The following is an 18,157-nucleotide window of genomic DNA, read 5'->3' as shown; positions in this document are numbered from 1 at the left end:
GAGCATTTCGAATGAGCTTGTCGTTCCATTGGTTCCTACCCACCTCGGGTGACTCGCGCGGTCTCGTGGTCGGCGGGCACGGCACCGCCATGTCGGGCGACCGCCCGGCCTCACTGCACTACCTCAATCAGATTTCGGCCGCCGCCGAGACCAATGGCTTCGAAGCCGTGCTCACGCCGACGGGTTCCTGGTGCGAGGACGCCTGGCTGACCACCGCCATGCTCGTGGAGACCACCGAGACGCTGAAATTCCTGGTCGCCCTGCGCCCCGGTCTGATCAGCCCGACCCTCGCCGCCCAGATGGCGGGCACCTTCCAACGGCATTCCCGGGGCAGGCTGCTGCTCAATGTGGTGACCGGCGGCGAGCCGATCGAACAGAAGGCCTTCGGCGACTTCGCCGACAAGGAATCCCGCTACGCCCGCACCGGCGAATTCCTGCACGTGGTGAAGTCCCTCTGGAACTCCCACGAGCCGATCACCTTCGAGGGCGAGCACATTCGCGTCGAGAACGCCCTCCTGAGCAATCACCCCGACCCGATCCCTCCGGTCTTCTTCGGCGGCTCCTCCGGCCCCGCCGGTCCCGTCGCCGCCCGCTACGCCGACACCTACCTCACCTGGGGCGAACCGGTCCTCGCGGTGAGCCGCAAACTCGAATGGATCCGCGGCCTGGCCGTCGACAATGGCCGCCGCCTCGACTACGGCCTCCGCATCCACGTCATCTCCCGCGACACCTCGGAAGAAGCCTGGGCGGTGGCCGACAAACTCCTGGCGGGCATCGACCCCGCCGATATCGAGCGCGTCCAAGCCAGCCTGGCGAAGAGTGAATCCGAAGGCCAGCGCCGCATGAGCGAACTCCACAATGGCAATACCGATCGCCTGGAAATCGCCCCCAACCTCTGGGCCGGTGTAGGCCTGGTCCGAGGCGGCGCGGGCACCGCCCTGGTCGGCTCCCATGCAGAGGTGGCCGAACGCCTCCTCGAATACTCCCGAGTCGGCATCACCCACTTCGTCCTCTCCGGCTATCCCCACCTCGAAGAGGCCTACCACTTCGGCGAGGGCGTCCTCCCCATCCTCGAGCGAAAGGGCGTGTGGCAGCACCCAACCCGCCGCCCCGCCCGACCCGCCGCCATCCCCTTCGCCGGGGCCTCCAGCAGCTGACCGCACACCCGGCCGCCGTGGAAATGAGGGGCGGCAGCCGGAAGCACCGCAAACCGGTGAGGGAGCTCTGGTGGCGGAAATCCGTGTGTGTCTCCGCCATGAGAGCTCCCTCGCCGGTTCATCTAGCGGCGCTACTAGCAGCTGCGGCTATGCCTGCCTCCCGAGAGTGAGGGGGCGGGATTCGGAATCGCGCGGTTGGCGACTCGGCTTGCGCGCGTTGATCTGTGGTGAGGGAGCCGTGGTGGCGGGAATGTGCGTGCTTTCGCGCCGTGGGAGCTCCCTCAGCTGCCTTTGCTCATCAATTCGGCCAGGGTGGCCGTGTCGGTGGTGAGGGAGCCGCCCGCGAAAGCCAATGTGGCATGCGAACGTTCGGCTGCCTCGGCGTGACCCGCGCCGCAGGCGTCGGTGACCATGATCGGCAGGTAGCCGAGGTCCGTGGCGTGCCGCACGGTCGGTTCGATGCCGACCTCCATGGCGATGCCCGCGATGGCGAAGGAGTCGATTCCCAAGTCGCGCAGGGCGATATCGAGCGGCGTTCCGGCGAAGGCCGACATGGTGATCTTGTCGAACACCACCTCGTCGGGTCCGGGGGTGAGTTCCGGCGTCAGCTGATACTGCGGCGAGCCCTGCGGAAAACTCGAGCGGACTTCGCTGGGATCGTCCACCCGCTGCCATGCCATGGCCGTGCGCAGCTGAGAAACTCCGGACGCGGCGGGCGGCAGCGACATGTGCCGGGTATAGAAGACGCGAAATCCACCGGACCGTGCGGCATCTCGCAGTTGCACGCAGGCCTGCACGACCTTGTCGCTATCCGGTATCTGACGGACGATCCCGACCTGCATGTCATAGATGATCAGCGCCATCGCGGCCGGATCGCAGGCCTCCGCGACCGTCTGCGGAATGTTCAGGCCGAAAGCCTCTCGCATGGGCTCACTTCGTCCGATCGTAGGGTTCGGCCACATCGACCGACGGATCCATCAGCGCTTCCAGCGGCAGCGGTGCCATGACCGGCACGTACGTCCACTCCAGGAAGCCCTTCTTGCTCAGCGGGAAATCGTCGATATAGCGCTTGGCCTCCTCGACGCTCTCCACCTCCCACACGATGACCACACCGGTTTCATCGGAGCGCGCATAGTTCTCCCGCACGATCCCGGCCTTCCACAGCCGCCACACATTGGCGACCTCCTCCGGCAGGAACGGTTGGATCGTCTCCAGCGTCACACCGGGCTTGAAACGATCAAAGGTGATGACTTTCATTGGATTTGGCTCCATTCGAGATTTCGAAAACGAGTACGCCCTCCATAGAAGTCCGATGATTACAGTGTTACAAGGACGCACTTTTTAGTTAGTACCTCGGAGGCGCACGGTGACGGAGAAGCATTACTACTGCGCGGTGGAGGTGACCGTCGAGCTCATCGGCGGCAAGTGGAAGCCGGTGATCCTGGCGCATCTGAAGGAGGGCGTCCGCCGCTACGGCGAGCTGCGCAGGCTCATGCCGGACACCAGCGAGAAAATGCTGGTGCAGCAACTGCGCGAACTGGAGTCCGATGGGCTGGTCCGCCGGACCGCGTTTCCCACCGTCCCGCCGCAGGTCGAATACGACCTGACCGAGGAGGGTTGGAGCCTGGTGCCGGTGCTGACCGCCCTGTACGAGTGGGGTGAGAAGCGCAGCGAGCGGGTGGGAATCACCATCGGCTGAGTCGCGGACCGCCGGAATTCACTTGGTCGTTGCACATGCGCCAACGGCGACTGGCACAGTCAACGGTCATGACTGCGCGTCGACGTGTCCTCGGAATGTGTGCGGCCGTGCTGAGCCTGGCGCTGGTCGCCGGATGCGGCGGGTCCGGTGATTCCGGCCCGGCCACCACCACCGCGTCCGGTGTCGCGCCACTGGTTTCGACCGGTGACCTGCCCAAGGCGGAACCGGGCGAGGTGCACCTGTTCGGGTTGAACGACCTGCACGGCAATCTGCAACCGCCGGAGGGCTCCAATGGCAAGATCGGCGGCTATGTCGCGGGTGGGGCCGCCTATCTGGCCGCGCATCTGGCCAGGTTGAAGGCGGCCTATCCGGCGAGCGCGATTCTGGCCGCGGGGGATGATGTCGGCGCGAGCCCGCTGGTCTCGGCGCTGTTCCACGATGAGCCGACCATCGAATTCCTGAACTCGATCGGTACGGCCGCCTCCTCGGTCGGCAATCACGAGTTCGACCATGGTGTTCCCGAGTTGCGCCGCCTGCAACAGGGCGGCTGCGCGGCCGATGGCTGCTCGCCGGGCGAACCGTTCACCGGAGCGAAGTTCCCGTACCTGGCCGCCAATGTCACCGATGGCAATGGTCAGCTGCCGCAGGGGCTGAAGCCGTGGACCATGCTCGAGGTGGGCGGGCATAAGATCGGCGTGGTCGGCACCGTCACCACCGATACCGCGAATATCGTGATGCCCGAAGGCATTCGGGGCTACAGCTTCGGTGATGAGACCGATGCGATCAATAAGTACGTGCCCGAGATGAAGGCGGCCGGTGCGGAAACGGTTGTCGCACTGCTGCATGACGGCGGGTCGCAGCAGGCCAAAGGCCCCGTCGACTACAACGGCTGCGCCGATATCTCACCGAATGTCACCGCCTTGGCCAAGAAGACCGATGCCGCCGTGAAGGTTTTGATCACCGCGCATTCTCACCAGGCCTACAACTGCACCATCGACGGCAAGCTGGTCACCCAGGCGGCTTCCTTCGGCCGCTTGATCACCGATATCACGCTCCGCTTCCAAGACGGCAAGGTCGAGGCCAAGGCCGTCAACCGGGTGGTCACCCGCGATATCACCGCCGACCCGGCCGCCACCCAGCTCGTCGACTTCTTCACCGCCCAGGCACAGCCGCTGGCCAAACGAGTGATCGGATCCGCCTCCGGTGCACTGCCCAATGATCCTGAGCGCGCCGATGATTCACCCCTCGGCGATGTGATCGCCGATGCCATGCTCACCGCCATGGCACCCGGTCAAGCGGTGGTGGCCTTCATGAATCCCGGTGGCGTGCGCGCGGGTCTGGCCGGTGGCCCGATCACCTATGAGCAGGCATACACCGTGCAGCCCTTCGGCAATCAAGTCGTGTCGGTCACGCTGACCGGCCAGCAGATCCTGAATCTGCTGGAACAGCAATGGGATAACCCGAGCAAGACCGCGGTGCTGTCGATCGCGGGCATCACCTACGCCTACACCCCGTCCGCGCCCAAGAGCCGCAAAGTGGTCGCCGATACCGTCCGCATCGGCGGCCAGCCGCTGAATCCGGTCGCCGTCTACCGGGTGGCGACCAATAGCTTCCTGGCTTCCGGCGGTGACGGATTCAGCGTGTTCAAACAGGGCGGCGACAGCCTGATCGGCCCGATCGACCTGGACGCCTTCGAGTCCTACCTGAGCTCGCACGCCGCCGTCGAACCCCCGGCGAGCCGGGTCGAACGCCGCTGACTACCGCCGGAACTCCTCCACCGGACTGAACTCGGCCGCCCGATCGCCGACCTCATTGCGGTACCACTGTTCCCGGCGATGGCGTTGCACGCGATCGGCCATGGCATCGAGGCCGGGAATGGTGCGGCGCAGCGTCTCCGCGCCGAAGATGATGGGGGCCTGGACAATCGGGTGCAGCACCCAGGGGAAACGGCCGGGCATGGTGTGGCGCGAATAGGTGCTGGGTAGCAGCCACACTCCCGTATAGCCGATCTGAACCCGATAGTTGATTTCGTCGCGAATCCTTTTGCGCCAAGGGGTTCCGGGCTTGGGTGCGAACGCCGGAAGGTACGACTCGACGAGCTCCTCCCCATCCTCCCCGGCGGTGTACGCGCGCTTGACGAACGCTGCGAACATGAGCTGCACCGACTCCCGGAAATCGCGCGGATACCATTGCGGCTGCACCCCCAGCAGATGTCCGACATACCGCCAAAAATGCAGTGTCGCTTCAATTTCCCGAACCGTCGTCTGATACCCCAGGCTCCACAAGGCCAGCCCCGGCACCACACTCCCGCCCATCAACGTGAGCGTCGCGTCCCCGATGCTGATCGGCACGCCCCACGCGTCGTACTCCCATTCGGGCCGCTGCATGAGCTTGCGCCGAATGAACACATGCATGATCCGCACCCGCATGGCCGTCTGCCGCCCCCGGGCCCCAGCATCCAGCCCGCCGGGCTCGGACACATCGATCCAGAACCGCACCGTCTCCAACTGCCGCTTATGCGCCTTGTCCCCGGCATACCCGCCCGCATACGACAGCGGCTTGGTAATCGAACTCTCCGAATACATCTCCAGCGTGCTGGTGGTGGCGAAGCTGAAAACCGAAGTCCCCCAACGTCGGAACACCTTCGCCCCGAGTGCCACCAGCTCCGGATCCAACCACTCCGGAGCGGTCTCGAACTCCTCGAACAACCTGATCAGCGACGGCGGCGCATCCGCCACCGACTCCACCCCGTGCGCGAGCGCCCGATCCAGCATGGCCCGCCCCGCCTTCGGCCCGGCCGACCCCAGATAAACCTCGTCCACGAACGCCTCGGCCACCGGATCGGCGTGGTAATACGCCTCCCCGAACGCCCTGACCAGTTCCTCCGACGGCTGCGGATCGAATCGGAACACGCTCCGGAACACCTGTCGAGCCCGCTGCACCCTCGGAGCCCCGACCTTGTCCCAATAACGGAACTCGCCCGGAATCTTCCCCGCCGCAGCCATTTCCAGCGTCATACAAGCAGCGTAAGTTGAGCAAGTGCTCACCTTCTACTCACTTCTAGCCCTCGATACCGCGAATGCCTGAAACCCGCCCCATCAGGCGAAAGAAGCCCACCCAAGACCGCGCCCGCGAATCCCGAGAACGAGTCCTCGCCTCGGCCGCTCACCTTTTCGCCGCCCGAGGCATCCCCGACACCTCCACCAACCGCATTGCCGCCCACGCCAATATGAGCATCGGCACCCTCTACCGCTACTTCAACGACAAACACGAAATAGTCGAGATCCTCCGCACCCGCTTCCTCGCCGAAGTAGAGGAAACCTTCACAGCCGCAGTCCTCTCCGCCGTCCCCCTCCCGCCCCGAGAAGCAGTAGCAACCGGCCTCCACGCCATAGTAGAAACCCTCTCCGCCAGAGAATCCCTGGTCCGAGCCCTCTCCGCCGACGCCACCCTCTCCGGCATCGGCCTCCAAGGCCTGGAACGCCGCCTACTCCTCCTGACCCAAGCCTTTCTCCTCCATCACCTGACCGCCGTTTCCACCGAAGACCTCGAAACTCGAGCCTTCGTAATGGTCAACGCAGGCCTATCCACCTGTCTCCGAATAGCACTCGATCCCCCGAGTGGCCTAGACCGCGACCACTTGGTCCAAGAAACCGCCAACCTCATCGGAGGGTGGATCGCTTCCTGACTTCCCCTGGTTCGGCTCGGCCTTCGGCCATCGCTGTCATTAACCGCACCGGTCAAAACCAGCGTCTCGGCCGCTCGTGTCCGAAGCGCACGGCAGTACGGATATAGCGTGGTCGCCTCGCCTGCCGTACCCGACTTTGGCTCCCCAGCCCGGAGCCGTCACCTCTCGTCCCAGCCTGGCTGAAAGGCTGTGGTCCCGTTCCGGGACCAACCCCAAAGAACAAGACCTGAAAGACCAAAAGACAAAGACGCCCGGACAAGAAGAGACAAACCTCAAAGAACTCGAGACGACCCGGACCGTGGAGGTCTCCCCCTGGCTCGCTGCGCTTCGCATCCCGAACCTCGCTGCGCTTCGCATCCCGAACCTCGCTGCGCTTCGCATCCCGGGCCTCGTTGCGCTGCGCTTCGCATCCCGGGCCTCGTTGCGCTGCGCTTCGCATCCCGGGCCTCGTTGCGCTGCGCTTCGCATCCCGGGCGTCGCGGTGCTTCGATCTCCAGCGGCTCATTCTCCAAGGGGGACCTGCGGGTGCGTCGCGTTGCGGCTGGCGGGAGTCGAGTTGCGACTGGCAGGTGGCGAGGGAGCTGTGGTGGCGAGATTTCCGGCGTGTCCCCACCACCACAGCTCCCTCACCGGCGCCGCCCGGCGTGTCGGTCCGCGTCACACGCGTGTCGGGGTCGCTGGTTCATCGAGTGGGACATGAGCCGGGGTTTTGTCCGGATCGACCAGCCTCATGTCCCACTGAACGTGTTCCACCCTCGGGATGCGCGATCGGAGGTGCCTTCCCGGTGGCGACACGCTGGGGCGGTCGGTGGGGAAGCCCCTCGAGGGCGTGCCCGGCAAGGGAATCCGGCGAATCGGGCATGAACGCGCACGGGCCGGGGGTGGGCGTCGGTGTGTTGCGGCGTGTCGGGTGGCCCGTTCATCGAGAGGGGACATGAGCCGGGGTTTTGTCCGGTTAGACCAGCCTCATGTCCCTCCTGAACGTGTTCTACCCCTAAGGCGCGCAGCGGCGGGGCCATCGGAGGCTTCACGGCTGCTCGTTGGTCGTTGTTCTTGTCTTGTATCTCTTGTTTTGTCTCTTCTTGTCCAGGCGTCCTTGTCTTTTGTCTTGAATCTCTTGTCTTTTCGTGTTTTGTTCTTGGTTGTTGGTCCCGGAACGGGACCACAGCCATCCAGCCAGGCTGGGACGAGAGGTAACGGCTCCCAACGGGGGAGCCAACGTCGGGTACGGCAGGCGAGGTAACCACGCTATATCCGTACTGCCGTGCGCTTCGGGCACGAGCGTCCCGAGTCGTGTTTCTGACCGGTGCGGTTAGTGGCAGCGATGGCCGAAGGCCGAGCCGTCCCATAGGGTGCGCAATATGAGCCAGGAGCGGCGGGTGCCGGTCGCGACTGTGGATGAGTTGATGTCCCTGCTGGGCAACTGCGCCGACGCCTGGGATATGCCGGATCGGAGTGGGGATCCGGTGGACATCCTGGATCACGACCGCCAGTGCGCCGAGTTGCTGCGGCGGGAGTTTCCGGAGGACGAGGAGCTTCAGGTCGCCGGGCTCGTGCACGACATCGGGCATGTGCTGGTGCCGGGGGATGATGCCGGGCATGGGAGGCATGGGGCCGAGGCGGTGCGGGGGCTGTTGGGGGAGCGGGTGGCCCGGTTGATTGAGTTGCATGTGACGGCTAAACGGTATTTGGCGGCTACGGATTCGGTGCATGCCGCTGCGCTGTCGGCTTCCAGTCAGCGGACTTTGGTGGCGCAGGGCGGGCCGATGACGGCGGCCGAAGTTGCTGCGTTCGAGAGTGATTCGGATTTCGATGCCGCCATTGCACTTCGGCGCGCGGATGATGCGGGCAAGGTTGTCGGGCTCACCGTGCATCCGCTGGAATGGTGGCGACCGGTCATCGAGCGGGTTGCCGCGGCCCGTTAGAGCGTCCCGAGGAATACGCGGACGGCCTTGGCGAAGGCGATCGGGTCACCCTTGTGGGCGAAGTGATCCGTGTCGAGGGTGACCAGGGTGGTGCCGGGGCGCTTCGCCGACATTTCCTGGGCGAGGACGGGGTCGACGCAGGGCCGTTGGTTGCCGATCACGAGTAGCGCGGGGCAGTCGCTGCCGAGCCAGTCGGCCCAGTGGTCGCCGGAGACCTGTGCTTCGGAATCGACCATGTCCTGCGGCACGAAGGGGAGTCGCCAAGTGCCGTCAGGGTTTTCGCGCAGGCTGTCGCCGAACATGGGGGCAGCGAAGCCGAGGGCGTCGAGGAGTTCCTGCTGGGTGGCGGCCTGGTGCGGCCAGCCGAGGATGAAATTCAGTGCGCCGGTGCTGGTGTGGACCGCACCGAGTTCTTCGACGATCAGCCCGTTGACGAGTTCCGGGTATTGCGCGGCCAATTGCATGGCGGTGAGCGCACGGCCTGAGTGGCCGAGCACGGTCACCGGGCCGAGATTCAGGTGCTTCAGGAGTGCCACCGCGTCGGCGACGTAGCCCTCGGGGGAGTAGTCGGGGCCGCGATCGGAGTCGCCATGGCCGCGCTGATCCGGCGCGATGACTCGCCATTCGGGTGCCAGGCGTTCGGCCAGATCGGCCCAGCCGGCGCCTTCTTCGAGGTGTCCGTGGAGAGCGAGTACTGGCATTCCGTCGCCGCCGGCGTCGAGGTAGGAGATCCGGCGGCCGTTGGCGGTGAATTCGTTGCGCTGCATGGGGAAGACGCTAGAGGAGATTGAACAAATGTGCAAGACATATGTATCAGACACACGTGCAATCAGGAGTGAGCGGCTCGAATCGGCTGTCGACACGGCCCGCCGCGTGCGGGTGAGCGGTTCGGCAAGATCGGGGCATAGTCTCGATCTATGCCGCTTTCACCTCGTGTGCCTGACCTGGCCGCTCTCGACCTGCTGCTGTCGGTGATCGAGTTGGGCAGTCTGGGGCGGGCGGCTAAGGCGCATGGGATAAGTCAGCCTTCGGCGAGTTCGCGGATTCGGTATCTCGAGCAACTGGTGGGCGTGCCGGTGTTGGAGCGGACCACGCTCGGGTCGCGGGCGACACCGGCCGGGGCGCTGATCGCGGAGTGGGCGCGGGATGTGGTGGAGGCGGCCGCGCGATTGGATGCGGGGATCGACACGCTTCGGGTGCAACGGGATTCGAGGCTGCGGGTCGCGGCAAGTCAGACCGTGGCGGAGTACCTGTTCCCGAAATGGCTTATGGCGCTGCGGGTTCGGATGCCCGATACGTCCATCGCGCTGGAGTCGGGGAACTCGGCCGAGGTGGCTAAGGCCGTGCTGGAGGGGCGGGCGGGCATCGGGTTCGTGGAGAGCCCCAAGGTGCCGCGCGATCTGGAAAGCCATGTGGTGGCGCGGGATCGGCTCGTCGTGGTGGTCGCGCCCGGGCATCGGTGGGCCAAGCGGACCGAGATCACCGTGCAGGAGCTGGCGAATACGCCGCTCATCTATCGGGAGCCGGGATCGGGAACCCGGATTTCCTTCGAGCGGGCCATGGCCGCGGGCATGCCGGATTGGGAGCCGAGCGTGGTGCTGGAGTTGTCGTCCACCACGGCGATCAAGACGGCGGTCGCGGAGGGTATTGCCCCGGCGGTACTCAGTTCCTTGGCGGTGGCGAGTGAACTGGCCGAGGGTGCGCTGGTTTCGCCGACCGTGACCGGCCTGGACCTGGACCGGCAGTTGTGTGCGGTGTGGCCGAGTGGGCAGCGTCCGACCGGCCCGGCGCGGGACCTTTACGCCATCGCACGCCGTCCGATCTGAGCCCAGACGCAAATCTGGTGGATGGTCTTGCCAGATTTGAGAGACTGATGGAGACTTTCTCTCAGATGGTTCTGGTAGAGACCGCTGCCAGACTTGTGAAGGAGAAGCTCGATGACGCGCTCTCACGGCCCTGCTGCCAATGGCCCAGCCATTCCCACGCGCCACCCCGTCGAACGCGCCGATGTCCCGGTGCTCGGCCCGCTGATCAAACTGCTCGGGATCAAGCCGCCGAACGATCGCGAATGGGCGGCCATGGGCGAGGCGCTCACCATTGGTGACGAGCCGATGGACGCACTCGTCGCATGGATGTACACCGCGGGTATGGGTCAGGTCCGGCCGCTCTTCGATCAGGCCCTCGAGCACGGCATCGACAGCATTCCGGATGCGCCCGAACCGCTGCGCACCTTCTTCCACTCCGTCGAGAACCCGCCCGCCTGGGTGGACTGGGACCGGATCAAGCTGGGGGAGAAGATCTATCAATCCTCCGGTATCGACGGCGTCTACATGGCGCGCGATGTGCCGTTCCTGGGCGGATTCGTGGCCTCCGGCATCAATCACACACTGCTGCTGACCAATACGGGTAAGAGCGGTGCCACCGGCGGCGGGCAGCGCTTCGCCGAAACCTTGCAATGGGCGCTCGACATCATGTCCGACGACGGAATGCGGCCGGGCGGCAAGGGATTCAAATCCACCCTGCATGTGCGCCTGATTCACACCTTCGTGCGCCGCCACGTCGCGAAGCTGCCCGAATGGGATGCCGAGGAGTGGGGCGTGCCGGTCAATCAGACCGATATGGCGGTGACCATGCTGGGTGCCCTCTACGCTCCCGCGGTGATCGGCATGCTGATGGGAAACCTGTACACGCCAAGGGAACTCGATGCCATCGCCCATCTGACCCGCTATACCGGATGGCTCATGGGCATCGAGGAACGCTATCTGCCGAACAGCTTCCTCGACGCGGCCAAGATGCTGTACCACTACCTCACCGCCCTCAGTACTCCCGATGAGACCAGCGCGCAGCTGGCCAAGCCCATGGCCTCCGATCCGCTCACCTGGCACTACTCGAACCTGGTCACGGTCCGCCGCACTATCGCTTGGGCGCAGCATCTTTCGATCAGCACTGCATTCCTGGGGCGGCAGCGCATGCGGGAACTCGGGCTGCCCGGCTATATGCCGCCCTGGTATCCGGTGCTGCGAATCCCCGTCAATGTGGTGCGCTCCGGCGCTGCCCTGCTGCTGCCCGGTGGGCGTGAGCGCCAGGCCCGGGCGGGGTCGCGCGCGCAGCACGGCTTCATGGACACCCTCATCGGCCCGAAGCGGGACGGTGCCATCGGTGGTTCGGTGAACTACATCAACCACGCCGCCTGACCCATTCGAACTGGCGACTCCGGCCATTGACGGGTGATGGCCGTCACCCTAGCGTTTAGGAAGTGATCACTTCCTTACTTCGCCTCGGTGCACTGTTCGCACTGCTGGGCGTCATCGCGACCGGTGGTGCGCAGGCCGCGCCGAAGCCGTATGACGGACAGATCCAGCCACTTCCGGTGATCGTGGTGCCGCCGGAAATGGATCCGTTCTACAAGGCCCCGGCGAATGTCATCGCCGAGACCGAACCGGGCGGCATCATCAAGGCCCGGCAGATCACCCCGGCGTTCCTGTCGGTGCTGCCGTTCAATATCGACGCCTGGCAGGTGCTCTATCGCACCGACGACAGTCACGGCAATGCCATTGCCACGGTGACCACGCTGGTCAAACCGCGTGGTCCCGCACCGGACGAGGGGCTGAAACTGCTGTCGTACCAGGTGGCGGAGGATTCCACCGCGCAGTACTGCACCATGTCCTATGTCGCGCAGCAAGGTTCGATTCCGGTGGACTACGTGAACTCGGCCGAGACGGCCCTGGCCATGCTGCTCGGCGTCTCGCAGGGCTGGGCGGTGTCCATTCCGGACTACGAGGGACCCAATTCCGCTTACGGCGCATCGATTCTGGGTGGTCAGGCGACCCTGGACGGTATTCGGGCTGCGGAGAACTTCGCACCCTTGCAACTGGCGGGGGAGCGGACTCCGGTCGGGCTGATGGGCTACTCCGGTGGCACCATCCCGACCGGTTGGGTTGCCGAGCATCACGGGGAGTACGCGCCCGAGCTCAATATTGTCGGCGTTTCCATCGGCGGCGTGGTCATGGGTGATCTGAAAGCCGTGCTGCGCAGCAATAATTCGAACCTCGGCGCGGGCCTGATCGGTGCCGCACTACACGGCTTCGCCACCGAATACCCCGAGGTACAGCAGGTATTCGATACCAAGTACGACTGGTTCGGCCGATTCATGACCTCGATCAAGGGCATCCTGTGCCATCCGCAGGGCGCGGCGCTGTTCCCGTTCTGGAACTACCTGGGCTCCTTCACCGGCCCGGGTGATCCGCTCGAAATCCCCGAGCTGAGTGCGGCGATCACGGCCCAGCAGCTGGGGCAGCGGACGCCGGATGTCCCGATGTACATGTACCACGCGCAGAATGACGAATTCATTCCGAATACTGGGACAGATCGGGTGGTGGACGGGTACTGTCGCGATCCGCGCGCGAGTGTCACCTACACGCGAGAATTCCTGGCCGAGCATATAGTCGGCATCCCGGGCTGGCTGCCGGATGGGTATCGGTTCATCATCGACCGGATGAACGGCGTTCCCGCGCCTACGGGATGCACGATCACCAGCCCGTTCAGCACTCTCACCGAGGGTGATTTCACGAATCTGCTGATCACGGAATGGCCTGCGCTGAGCGGTTTGCTGACCGGATTTCCAGTGGGCGCACGCTGATCCGCAAATGTCCGGCGGCCGATTTGTGACCCGCAGATTCCCGCCGGGCGTTACCTTTCCTCCGCAAAATTTGCAGTTCGAAGGCTCAAGTGCGCCAACGGCTCCGGAGTACGGCATCCAGGCGTTATCGTAACGTTATGGTGCGAACTGCTGTCGCCGCCGAGGAGCCGGACGAACAAGACCGTCCGGGATCGCTCTCGCGGCCACACCTAGAGGTTGTTCCTGAGTCACCCGATCCCGATGCGCCCCAGACTCACTCCTTCGGCGCGAACGTCCTGGCGGAAGTCGATATCGACCGTCTCCCGTCCTCCGTCCGACACCGCATCGCCGCGTTCATTCACTTGCAGGTAGCGACCCTGGAAGAGATGCCCGAGCCGGTCCTGCCTATATTGCCCGCCACCGAGGATCTGTAAACCTTTAGTTGCGGCAATCTTCAACTACTCGAACGTGATTCGGGTGCGAGTTCGCTGAAACTTGTGCACCGGGACAGTGGGGGTCCCGTTTTCCTGGCATTTTGCCGGATGGACGGTTTTCGGTGTGCCCTGGCAGGGTGCTTCTCAGTTAGGCATCGACTGCACACCGGAGCGTCATGATCACGAATAGCCCTGCGCGCGGCCCTTTCGGGCGCGCTTCGGTATTACTGTTCGCCCTCCTCGCCTGCGGTGCGCACACCGCGGCAAGCGCTGCGGCCGAACCGGATTCGACGACCTGGTACGTGAGCGCGGGGGCGGCTCCCGGGAGTGTCGGCAGCGCCGAGGCGCCATTCGATTCACTGGCCCGGGTGGAGGCCGCATCCCGAGACGGCGACACCATTGTGGTGCAGGCGGCCGCGGCGGCATTGGACGGCGGGATCGCGCTCAAGCCCGGACAGCAGCTCATCGGTGACCCGGTGCCCAATGGTGCTGGACTGCCTCGGATTACGAACACCACCTCCGCACACGATGGTGACGCGGTCCGCCTGGCCACGGGTGCACAGGTGCGCAATCTGGTGATCGCCGGGGCGCGGCGAGGCGGGATCTACGGTTCCGACGCAGCCGATGTCGTGATCAGCGGCAATGATGTGAGTGCCACCAATCAGCAGTGCGCCGACGGCTTCATGATCGGACCCTTCGGCCTGCCACCCACGCTGCCTCTGGGGTTGGCCGCGCCCGCGCTGCCCGACTTCATCACGCTCAATAATGGCTGGGCCGCGATCATGACCGACTTCTCCGCCGCTGCGGGGAGTGTGCGCATCGAAGGAAATACCGTGCACGACACCGCGTGCGGCGACGGCATAGACGTGCGCGCGCACGGGAACAGCCAGGTCACGGCGCAATTGACCGGAAATACGCTGCGCACCATCAACCTGGGCCTGGTCAAGCTGTCAGTGCTGGCCATCGGCATTCAGGCCGGTGATACCGCGAGGCTCACCGCCGATCTCGTGAACAACACCGAGACCGATATCGCCGCACCCACCGCATCGGTGCTCAATGCGGTCGCCGACAGCGAGGGCGTCTTCCTCAATGCCCTCGGCCGAGCACGCATGGATATCACCATCTCCGGCAACGACTTCCGCAATGGCTCCGGAAACTTCTCCGCCAACGGCCTGGAATACGTCACCACCAGCGGCAGCCCGCAGAGCGAAGTCCACGTCACCGACAGCACTTTCGAGAACGTCACCGGCGACCTCATCGAAAACTACAACCTGTCCACCGGCGGAGCGCACCAATCCCTCACCCTCGACAATGTCCGCGCCCACCACTCAACCTTCCCCGGAGCCCTCCTCAACTCCCTCGTCCCCGCCAACCTCGGAACCTGTGTGGTCACCACCAATTTCGGCCGCACCGCCCACACCGACCTCACCATCACCAACTCCGACCTGGCCGATTGCAGCGCCGACGGCATCGGCCTCATCGCCTACACCCCCACCGGTTCGAACCCGTCCACATCCGAGCTGATATTCGACATCCGCGACACCACCCTCAACGGCGCAGCAGCCAACGGCATCAACATCATCAACGTCGGCGACACCGCCGCCTTGCGAGGCTCGCTCACCCGAGTAGCCATCTCCGCGGCGCAACAAGCCCTCCTGCACACCAGCAACAGCGGCGGAACCATCGCCACCGCCTCCCTCGACCTGAGCGCGGTCACCCTCGACGGCGCCGCCCTGGACTGCCTCACCGGACATCCGCGAGTCGCCCTCTCCGGCCTCCCCGCGACCTGCCACTGACCCTCGCTTGCTGCTGGGAGGCGGGGGTGGGCGGGCATGGCTATCATCGCGTTCGTGCGTGTGGTGGCGGTGGCCTCGGGGGTGGTGCTGGGTATCGCCATGCTTTCGGGGTGTGGGGGACAGCAGCAAGAAACCGCTTCAGCACCGGTGACTTCGACTGTGCGGGCGGTGGTCGAATCGGTGCATGTGGGCCGATGTGGCTCGGTCGCGGACTCGGAGGTAGGGGCGGTCGCGGGCTTCGGGGCGGTGCGTTTGGTTTCGGGGGATGCGTTGTTGTGCCGATGGGAAGGCGGGGGCGGCGCGAGTGTGACGTTCCGGTGGTTTCGGGGGAGTCCGCTCGAGGCGTATCACTCGGAGGACGGGACGCGGGCCGCGGTCCAAGTGGATGGGCGGGCCGGGTTCAGCTGGCAGGGGCAGCAGGTGTGTGAGGAGGCGGTGCCCAGTGGGGATGGGGACTTCGTCGATTGGTTGATCGAGGCTCCGGGGCAGCCCGCCGCAGCGGACTGTACGGCCGCCAACCGACTCATCGATATGACTTTGACGAGGTAGGGGCGATGGCGCGCAACCGGATTCGGGTCGGGGCGACCATGTTCGCCGCCATCGGTGTGCTCGCGGGCGGGTCGGGCCTGATCGCCGGATGCTCGGCCGCGACCGGCGGGCAGGCGCAGACCGCGCCGGTGGAGGACAACGGGCTGGCCGGGTGCGGACCGCTGGCGGACGCCAAGATCGAGAAGTTCGCGGGTGTCACCCGGTTGCATAGGCAGGCGTCGCCGACCATTTGCGAGTGGACCGCCGTGTCGAACACCGGCGGAACCGTGGACATCACCTATGGATGGCTACGCAAGAACTCGCTCATGATGGATCGGCAGACCGCCATCGACCTCGGGTACACCACCGAGAACCTGGTGGTGAAGAGCTTCGGCGGCTTCTACTGGCGGGATCCGCAGGATCCGGGCGTGTGCGGGGTCTCGGCCGCCGACTCCGGGACGGTCAGCTGGTGGATTCACAATCGCGACCACGCCGCGCAGCCCGACCCGTGCGCCGCCGCCTTCCAGCTGATGCTCGGAACCGTGCAGCTGGACGGCTGATTCCACTACCCAAGCCTGGGTCGACGATGTCGCGACCCTCATCGGCCGCGCCCGGGACGCGAGCCGCACCGGCCCCGACCTGGACCCCGCCGTCCCTGAGTCGGCGGACGCAAAAAGGGAAGTGCGCAAAAAGAATCGGGCGGTGGATACCGGCCCGATTCTGTATGCGGTTGAGTGGGTGGGTCAGATCGCCAGTGCGACAGGCTCGTTCACCGGAGCGGACACCGCCTGGACTGCGGGCTTGCGCAATACGGTGAAGCTCACGGCCAAGGCGGCGACCAGCAGTCCGGTCGCGACCATGAAGGCGAGGCGGTAGCCGCTGGTCAATGCCTCGGCCTCAGAAGCGCCCGCGGTGAGCTGGCTTCCGGTGCGGGAGGCGGCCAGGGTGGACAGCACCGCGATGCCGAGCGCCATACCGATCTGCTGAGTGGTGTTGAACAGCCCGGACGCCAGTCCCGCGTCATCGGCCTTCGCGCCGGACATGCCCAGCGTGGTCAGCATCGGAAGCACCAGTCCGCCACCGGCGATCAGCACCATCATCGGCAGCAGATCGACGACATAGGTGGCGTGCACCGGCAGCCGGGTCAGCCAGGCCATGCCGACCAGCAGCAGCACCAGACCCGCGATCAAGACATTCCGCGCCCCGAACCGAGTGCTGAGCGGAGCCGACACGAACAGCGACACACCACCGATCGCGACCGCCGCGGGCAGCATGGCCAGCCCGGTCTGCAGCGCGCCGTAGCCGAGCACCTTCTGCATGTACAGCGCGACAATGATCTGGAAGGCGAACATGGCCGACAGGGTCAGCATCTGCACGACATTCGCGCCGGACACATTGCGGGAGCGGAAGATACGCAGCGGCAGCAGGGGAGTCGCGGCGGTCGCCTGCCGAACCAGGAAGCCCGCGATCAAACCGGCCGACACCGCGGCCCCGCCGAGCGTACGGCCCGACAGCCAGCCGTATTCCGCGATCTGAACGACGGTGTAGATGCCCAGCATCAGTCCCGAAGTCACCAGCACCGCACCGAGAACGTCCGCGCCCGCGGCCATTCCGATACCCCGGTCATTCGGCAGCGCCTTCAGCGCCAACGCCACGGTGACCAGCCCGATCGGCACATTGATGAAGAACACCCAGTGCCAGTTCAGCGCATCGGTGAGCACGCCACCGAGCACCTGCCCGATCGAAGCGCCCGCGGCCCCGGTGAAACTGAACACCCCGATGGCCTTGGCCCGCTCCCCGTCCTCGGTGAACATGGTGACCAGGATCCCGAGCACCACCGACGCCGCCAGCGCACTACCCACACCTTGCAGGAACCGTGCCGCGATCAACTGCCCCGGCCCGGAGGCGACACCCGCGAACAGCGAAGCAGCGGTGAACACGGTGTTCCCGGCCAGGAACATCGACCGCCGTCCGATCAAATCCCCGAGCCGCCCGGCCAGCAGCAGCAACCCACCGAACGCGATCAGGTACGCATTGACCGTCCAGCTCAACCCGGCCGGACTGAACCCCAGATCCTGCTGAATCGCAGGCATGGCCACGGTCACGATGCTGCCGTCCAGGATGGTCATCAGCATTGCGGCCGACAGCACCCCGAGCGCAAGGACTTTGGAATTCGACAAGGTCTTCTCCTATGAGAGCGTGCGTGATTCGCCGGTCCGAAGACCGGCGCTCCCAGCAGTTGATCTGTCGATAACGTTATGCGCTCACTGTGAGCGTTCCAATGTCCCAATTACTCGCTGTTATGCCCGTCC

The 18,157-nt window shown here is 65.3% G+C and carries 17 protein-coding genes; 12 read left to right on the top strand and 5 right to left on the bottom strand.

Going from position 1 to position 18,157, the window contains the following annotated elements:
- Positions 1 to 11: 11 nt before the first annotated feature.
- Positions 12 to 1,157 carry an LLM class flavin-dependent oxidoreductase gene (locus AB0N05_RS25090; RefSeq protein WP_364698274.1) on the top strand — a complete coding sequence of 382 codons (1,146 nt, stop codon included), beginning with the start codon at positions 12 to 14 and terminating at the stop codon, positions 1,155 to 1,157.
- A 281-nt stretch (positions 1,158 to 1,438) separates the two neighbouring features.
- On the opposite strand, the gene AB0N05_RS25085 is transcribed toward AB0N05_RS25090, so the two are convergent.
- Positions 1,439 to 2,083: a cysteine hydrolase gene (locus tag AB0N05_RS25085; RefSeq protein WP_364698273.1), complete on the bottom strand. Its 645-nt coding sequence runs from the start codon at positions 2,081 to 2,083 to the stop codon at positions 1,439 to 1,441.
- A 4-nt stretch (positions 2,084 to 2,087) separates the two neighbouring features.
- On the bottom strand, positions 2,088 to 2,414 hold the full coding sequence (locus AB0N05_RS25080; protein WP_364698272.1) for a hypothetical protein: 327 nt from the start codon (positions 2,412 to 2,414) through the stop codon (positions 2,088 to 2,090).
- A 109-nt stretch (positions 2,415 to 2,523) separates the two neighbouring features.
- Between AB0N05_RS25080 and AB0N05_RS25075 the strand changes: the two genes are divergently transcribed.
- Together AB0N05_RS25075 and AB0N05_RS25070 are read left to right on the top strand one after the other, a co-directional pair.
- Complete coding sequence (locus AB0N05_RS25075; RefSeq protein WP_364698271.1) at positions 2,524 to 2,856, top strand: helix-turn-helix domain-containing protein; 333 nt, start codon at positions 2,524 to 2,526, stop codon at positions 2,854 to 2,856.
- Between the two features lie 68 nt (positions 2,857 to 2,924).
- The gene (locus AB0N05_RS25070; RefSeq protein WP_364698270.1) at positions 2,925 to 4,613 is read left to right on the top strand and encodes a bifunctional metallophosphatase/5'-nucleotidase; all 1,689 of its coding nucleotides are present in this window, start codon (positions 2,925 to 2,927) and stop codon (positions 4,611 to 4,613) included.
- Here AB0N05_RS25070 and AB0N05_RS25065 read toward each other — a convergent pair whose 3' ends face one another.
- Positions 4,614 to 5,873 carry an oxygenase MpaB family protein gene (locus AB0N05_RS25065; protein WP_364698269.1) on the bottom strand — a complete coding sequence of 420 codons (1,260 nt, stop codon included), beginning with the start codon at positions 5,871 to 5,873 and terminating at the stop codon, positions 4,614 to 4,616.
- A 62-nt stretch (positions 5,874 to 5,935) separates the two neighbouring features.
- On the opposite strand from AB0N05_RS25065, the gene AB0N05_RS25060 reads away from it, so the two are divergent.
- Together AB0N05_RS25060 and AB0N05_RS25055 are read left to right on the top strand one after the other, a co-directional pair.
- Entirely contained in the window at positions 5,936 to 6,544 is a 609-nt protein-coding gene (locus AB0N05_RS25060; protein ID WP_364698268.1) for a TetR/AcrR family transcriptional regulator, read from the top strand.
- A 1,361-nt stretch (positions 6,545 to 7,905) separates the two neighbouring features.
- On the top strand, positions 7,906 to 8,469 hold the full coding sequence (locus AB0N05_RS25055; RefSeq protein ID WP_364698267.1) for an HD domain-containing protein: 564 nt from the start codon (positions 7,906 to 7,908) through the stop codon (positions 8,467 to 8,469).
- On the opposite strand, the gene AB0N05_RS25050 is transcribed toward AB0N05_RS25055, so the two are convergent.
- Positions 8,466 to 9,236 carry an alpha/beta hydrolase gene (locus tag AB0N05_RS25050; RefSeq protein WP_364698266.1) on the bottom strand — a complete coding sequence of 257 codons (771 nt, stop codon included), beginning with the start codon at positions 9,234 to 9,236 and terminating at the stop codon, positions 8,466 to 8,468. The genes AB0N05_RS25055 and AB0N05_RS25050 overlap by 4 nt on opposite strands.
- Before the next feature lie 150 nt (positions 9,237 to 9,386).
- On the opposite strand from AB0N05_RS25050, the gene AB0N05_RS25045 reads away from it, so the two are divergent.
- The 7 genes from AB0N05_RS25045 to AB0N05_RS25015 all read left to right on the top strand — a co-directional run bounded on the left by AB0N05_RS25045 (position 9,387) and on the right by AB0N05_RS25015 (position 16,405).
- The gene (locus AB0N05_RS25045; protein ID WP_364698265.1) at positions 9,387 to 10,295 is read left to right on the top strand and encodes a LysR family transcriptional regulator; all 909 of its coding nucleotides are present in this window, start codon (positions 9,387 to 9,389) and stop codon (positions 10,293 to 10,295) included.
- A gap of 111 nt (positions 10,296 to 10,406) precedes the next feature.
- Positions 10,407 to 11,663: an oxygenase MpaB family protein gene (locus tag AB0N05_RS25040; protein WP_364698264.1), complete on the top strand. Its 1,257-nt coding sequence runs from the start codon at positions 10,407 to 10,409 to the stop codon at positions 11,661 to 11,663.
- Positions 11,664 to 11,725: 62 nt separating this feature from the next.
- Positions 11,726 to 13,108: a lipase family protein gene (locus tag AB0N05_RS25035; protein WP_364698263.1), complete on the top strand. Its 1,383-nt coding sequence runs from the start codon at positions 11,726 to 11,728 to the stop codon at positions 13,106 to 13,108.
- 137 nt (positions 13,109 to 13,245) lie between these two features.
- A complete protein-coding gene (locus tag AB0N05_RS25030; protein ID WP_364698262.1) occupies positions 13,246 to 13,521 on the top strand; it encodes a hypothetical protein in 276 nt (91 codons plus the stop codon).
- A gap of 176 nt (positions 13,522 to 13,697) precedes the next feature.
- Entirely contained in the window at positions 13,698 to 15,317 is a 1,620-nt protein-coding gene (locus AB0N05_RS25025) for a hypothetical protein (RefSeq protein ID WP_364698261.1), read from the top strand.
- A 36-nt stretch (positions 15,318 to 15,353) separates the two neighbouring features.
- Positions 15,354 to 15,866, top strand: coding sequence for a DUF3558 family protein (locus AB0N05_RS25020; RefSeq protein ID WP_364698260.1), 513 nt, complete (start codon positions 15,354 to 15,356; stop codon positions 15,864 to 15,866).
- A 5-nt stretch (positions 15,867 to 15,871) separates the two neighbouring features.
- Positions 15,872 to 16,405, top strand: coding sequence for a DUF3558 domain-containing protein (locus AB0N05_RS25015; protein WP_364698259.1), 534 nt, complete (start codon positions 15,872 to 15,874; stop codon positions 16,403 to 16,405).
- 183 nt (positions 16,406 to 16,588) lie between these two features.
- Here the strand turns inward: AB0N05_RS25015 and AB0N05_RS25010 are convergent, their stop codons facing one another.
- Positions 16,589 to 18,025 carry a DHA2 family efflux MFS transporter permease subunit gene (locus tag AB0N05_RS25010; RefSeq protein WP_364698258.1) on the bottom strand — a complete coding sequence of 479 codons (1,437 nt, stop codon included), beginning with the start codon at positions 18,023 to 18,025 and terminating at the stop codon, positions 16,589 to 16,591.
- Between the last annotated feature and the right edge of the window lie 132 nt (positions 18,026 to 18,157).

The organism is Nocardia sp. NPDC051030 (genome assembly GCF_040683015.1).
Taxonomy (GTDB): Bacteria; Actinomycetota; Actinomycetes; order Mycobacteriales; family Mycobacteriaceae; genus Nocardia.
This window is presented reverse-complemented; position numbering and strand designations above follow the sequence as displayed.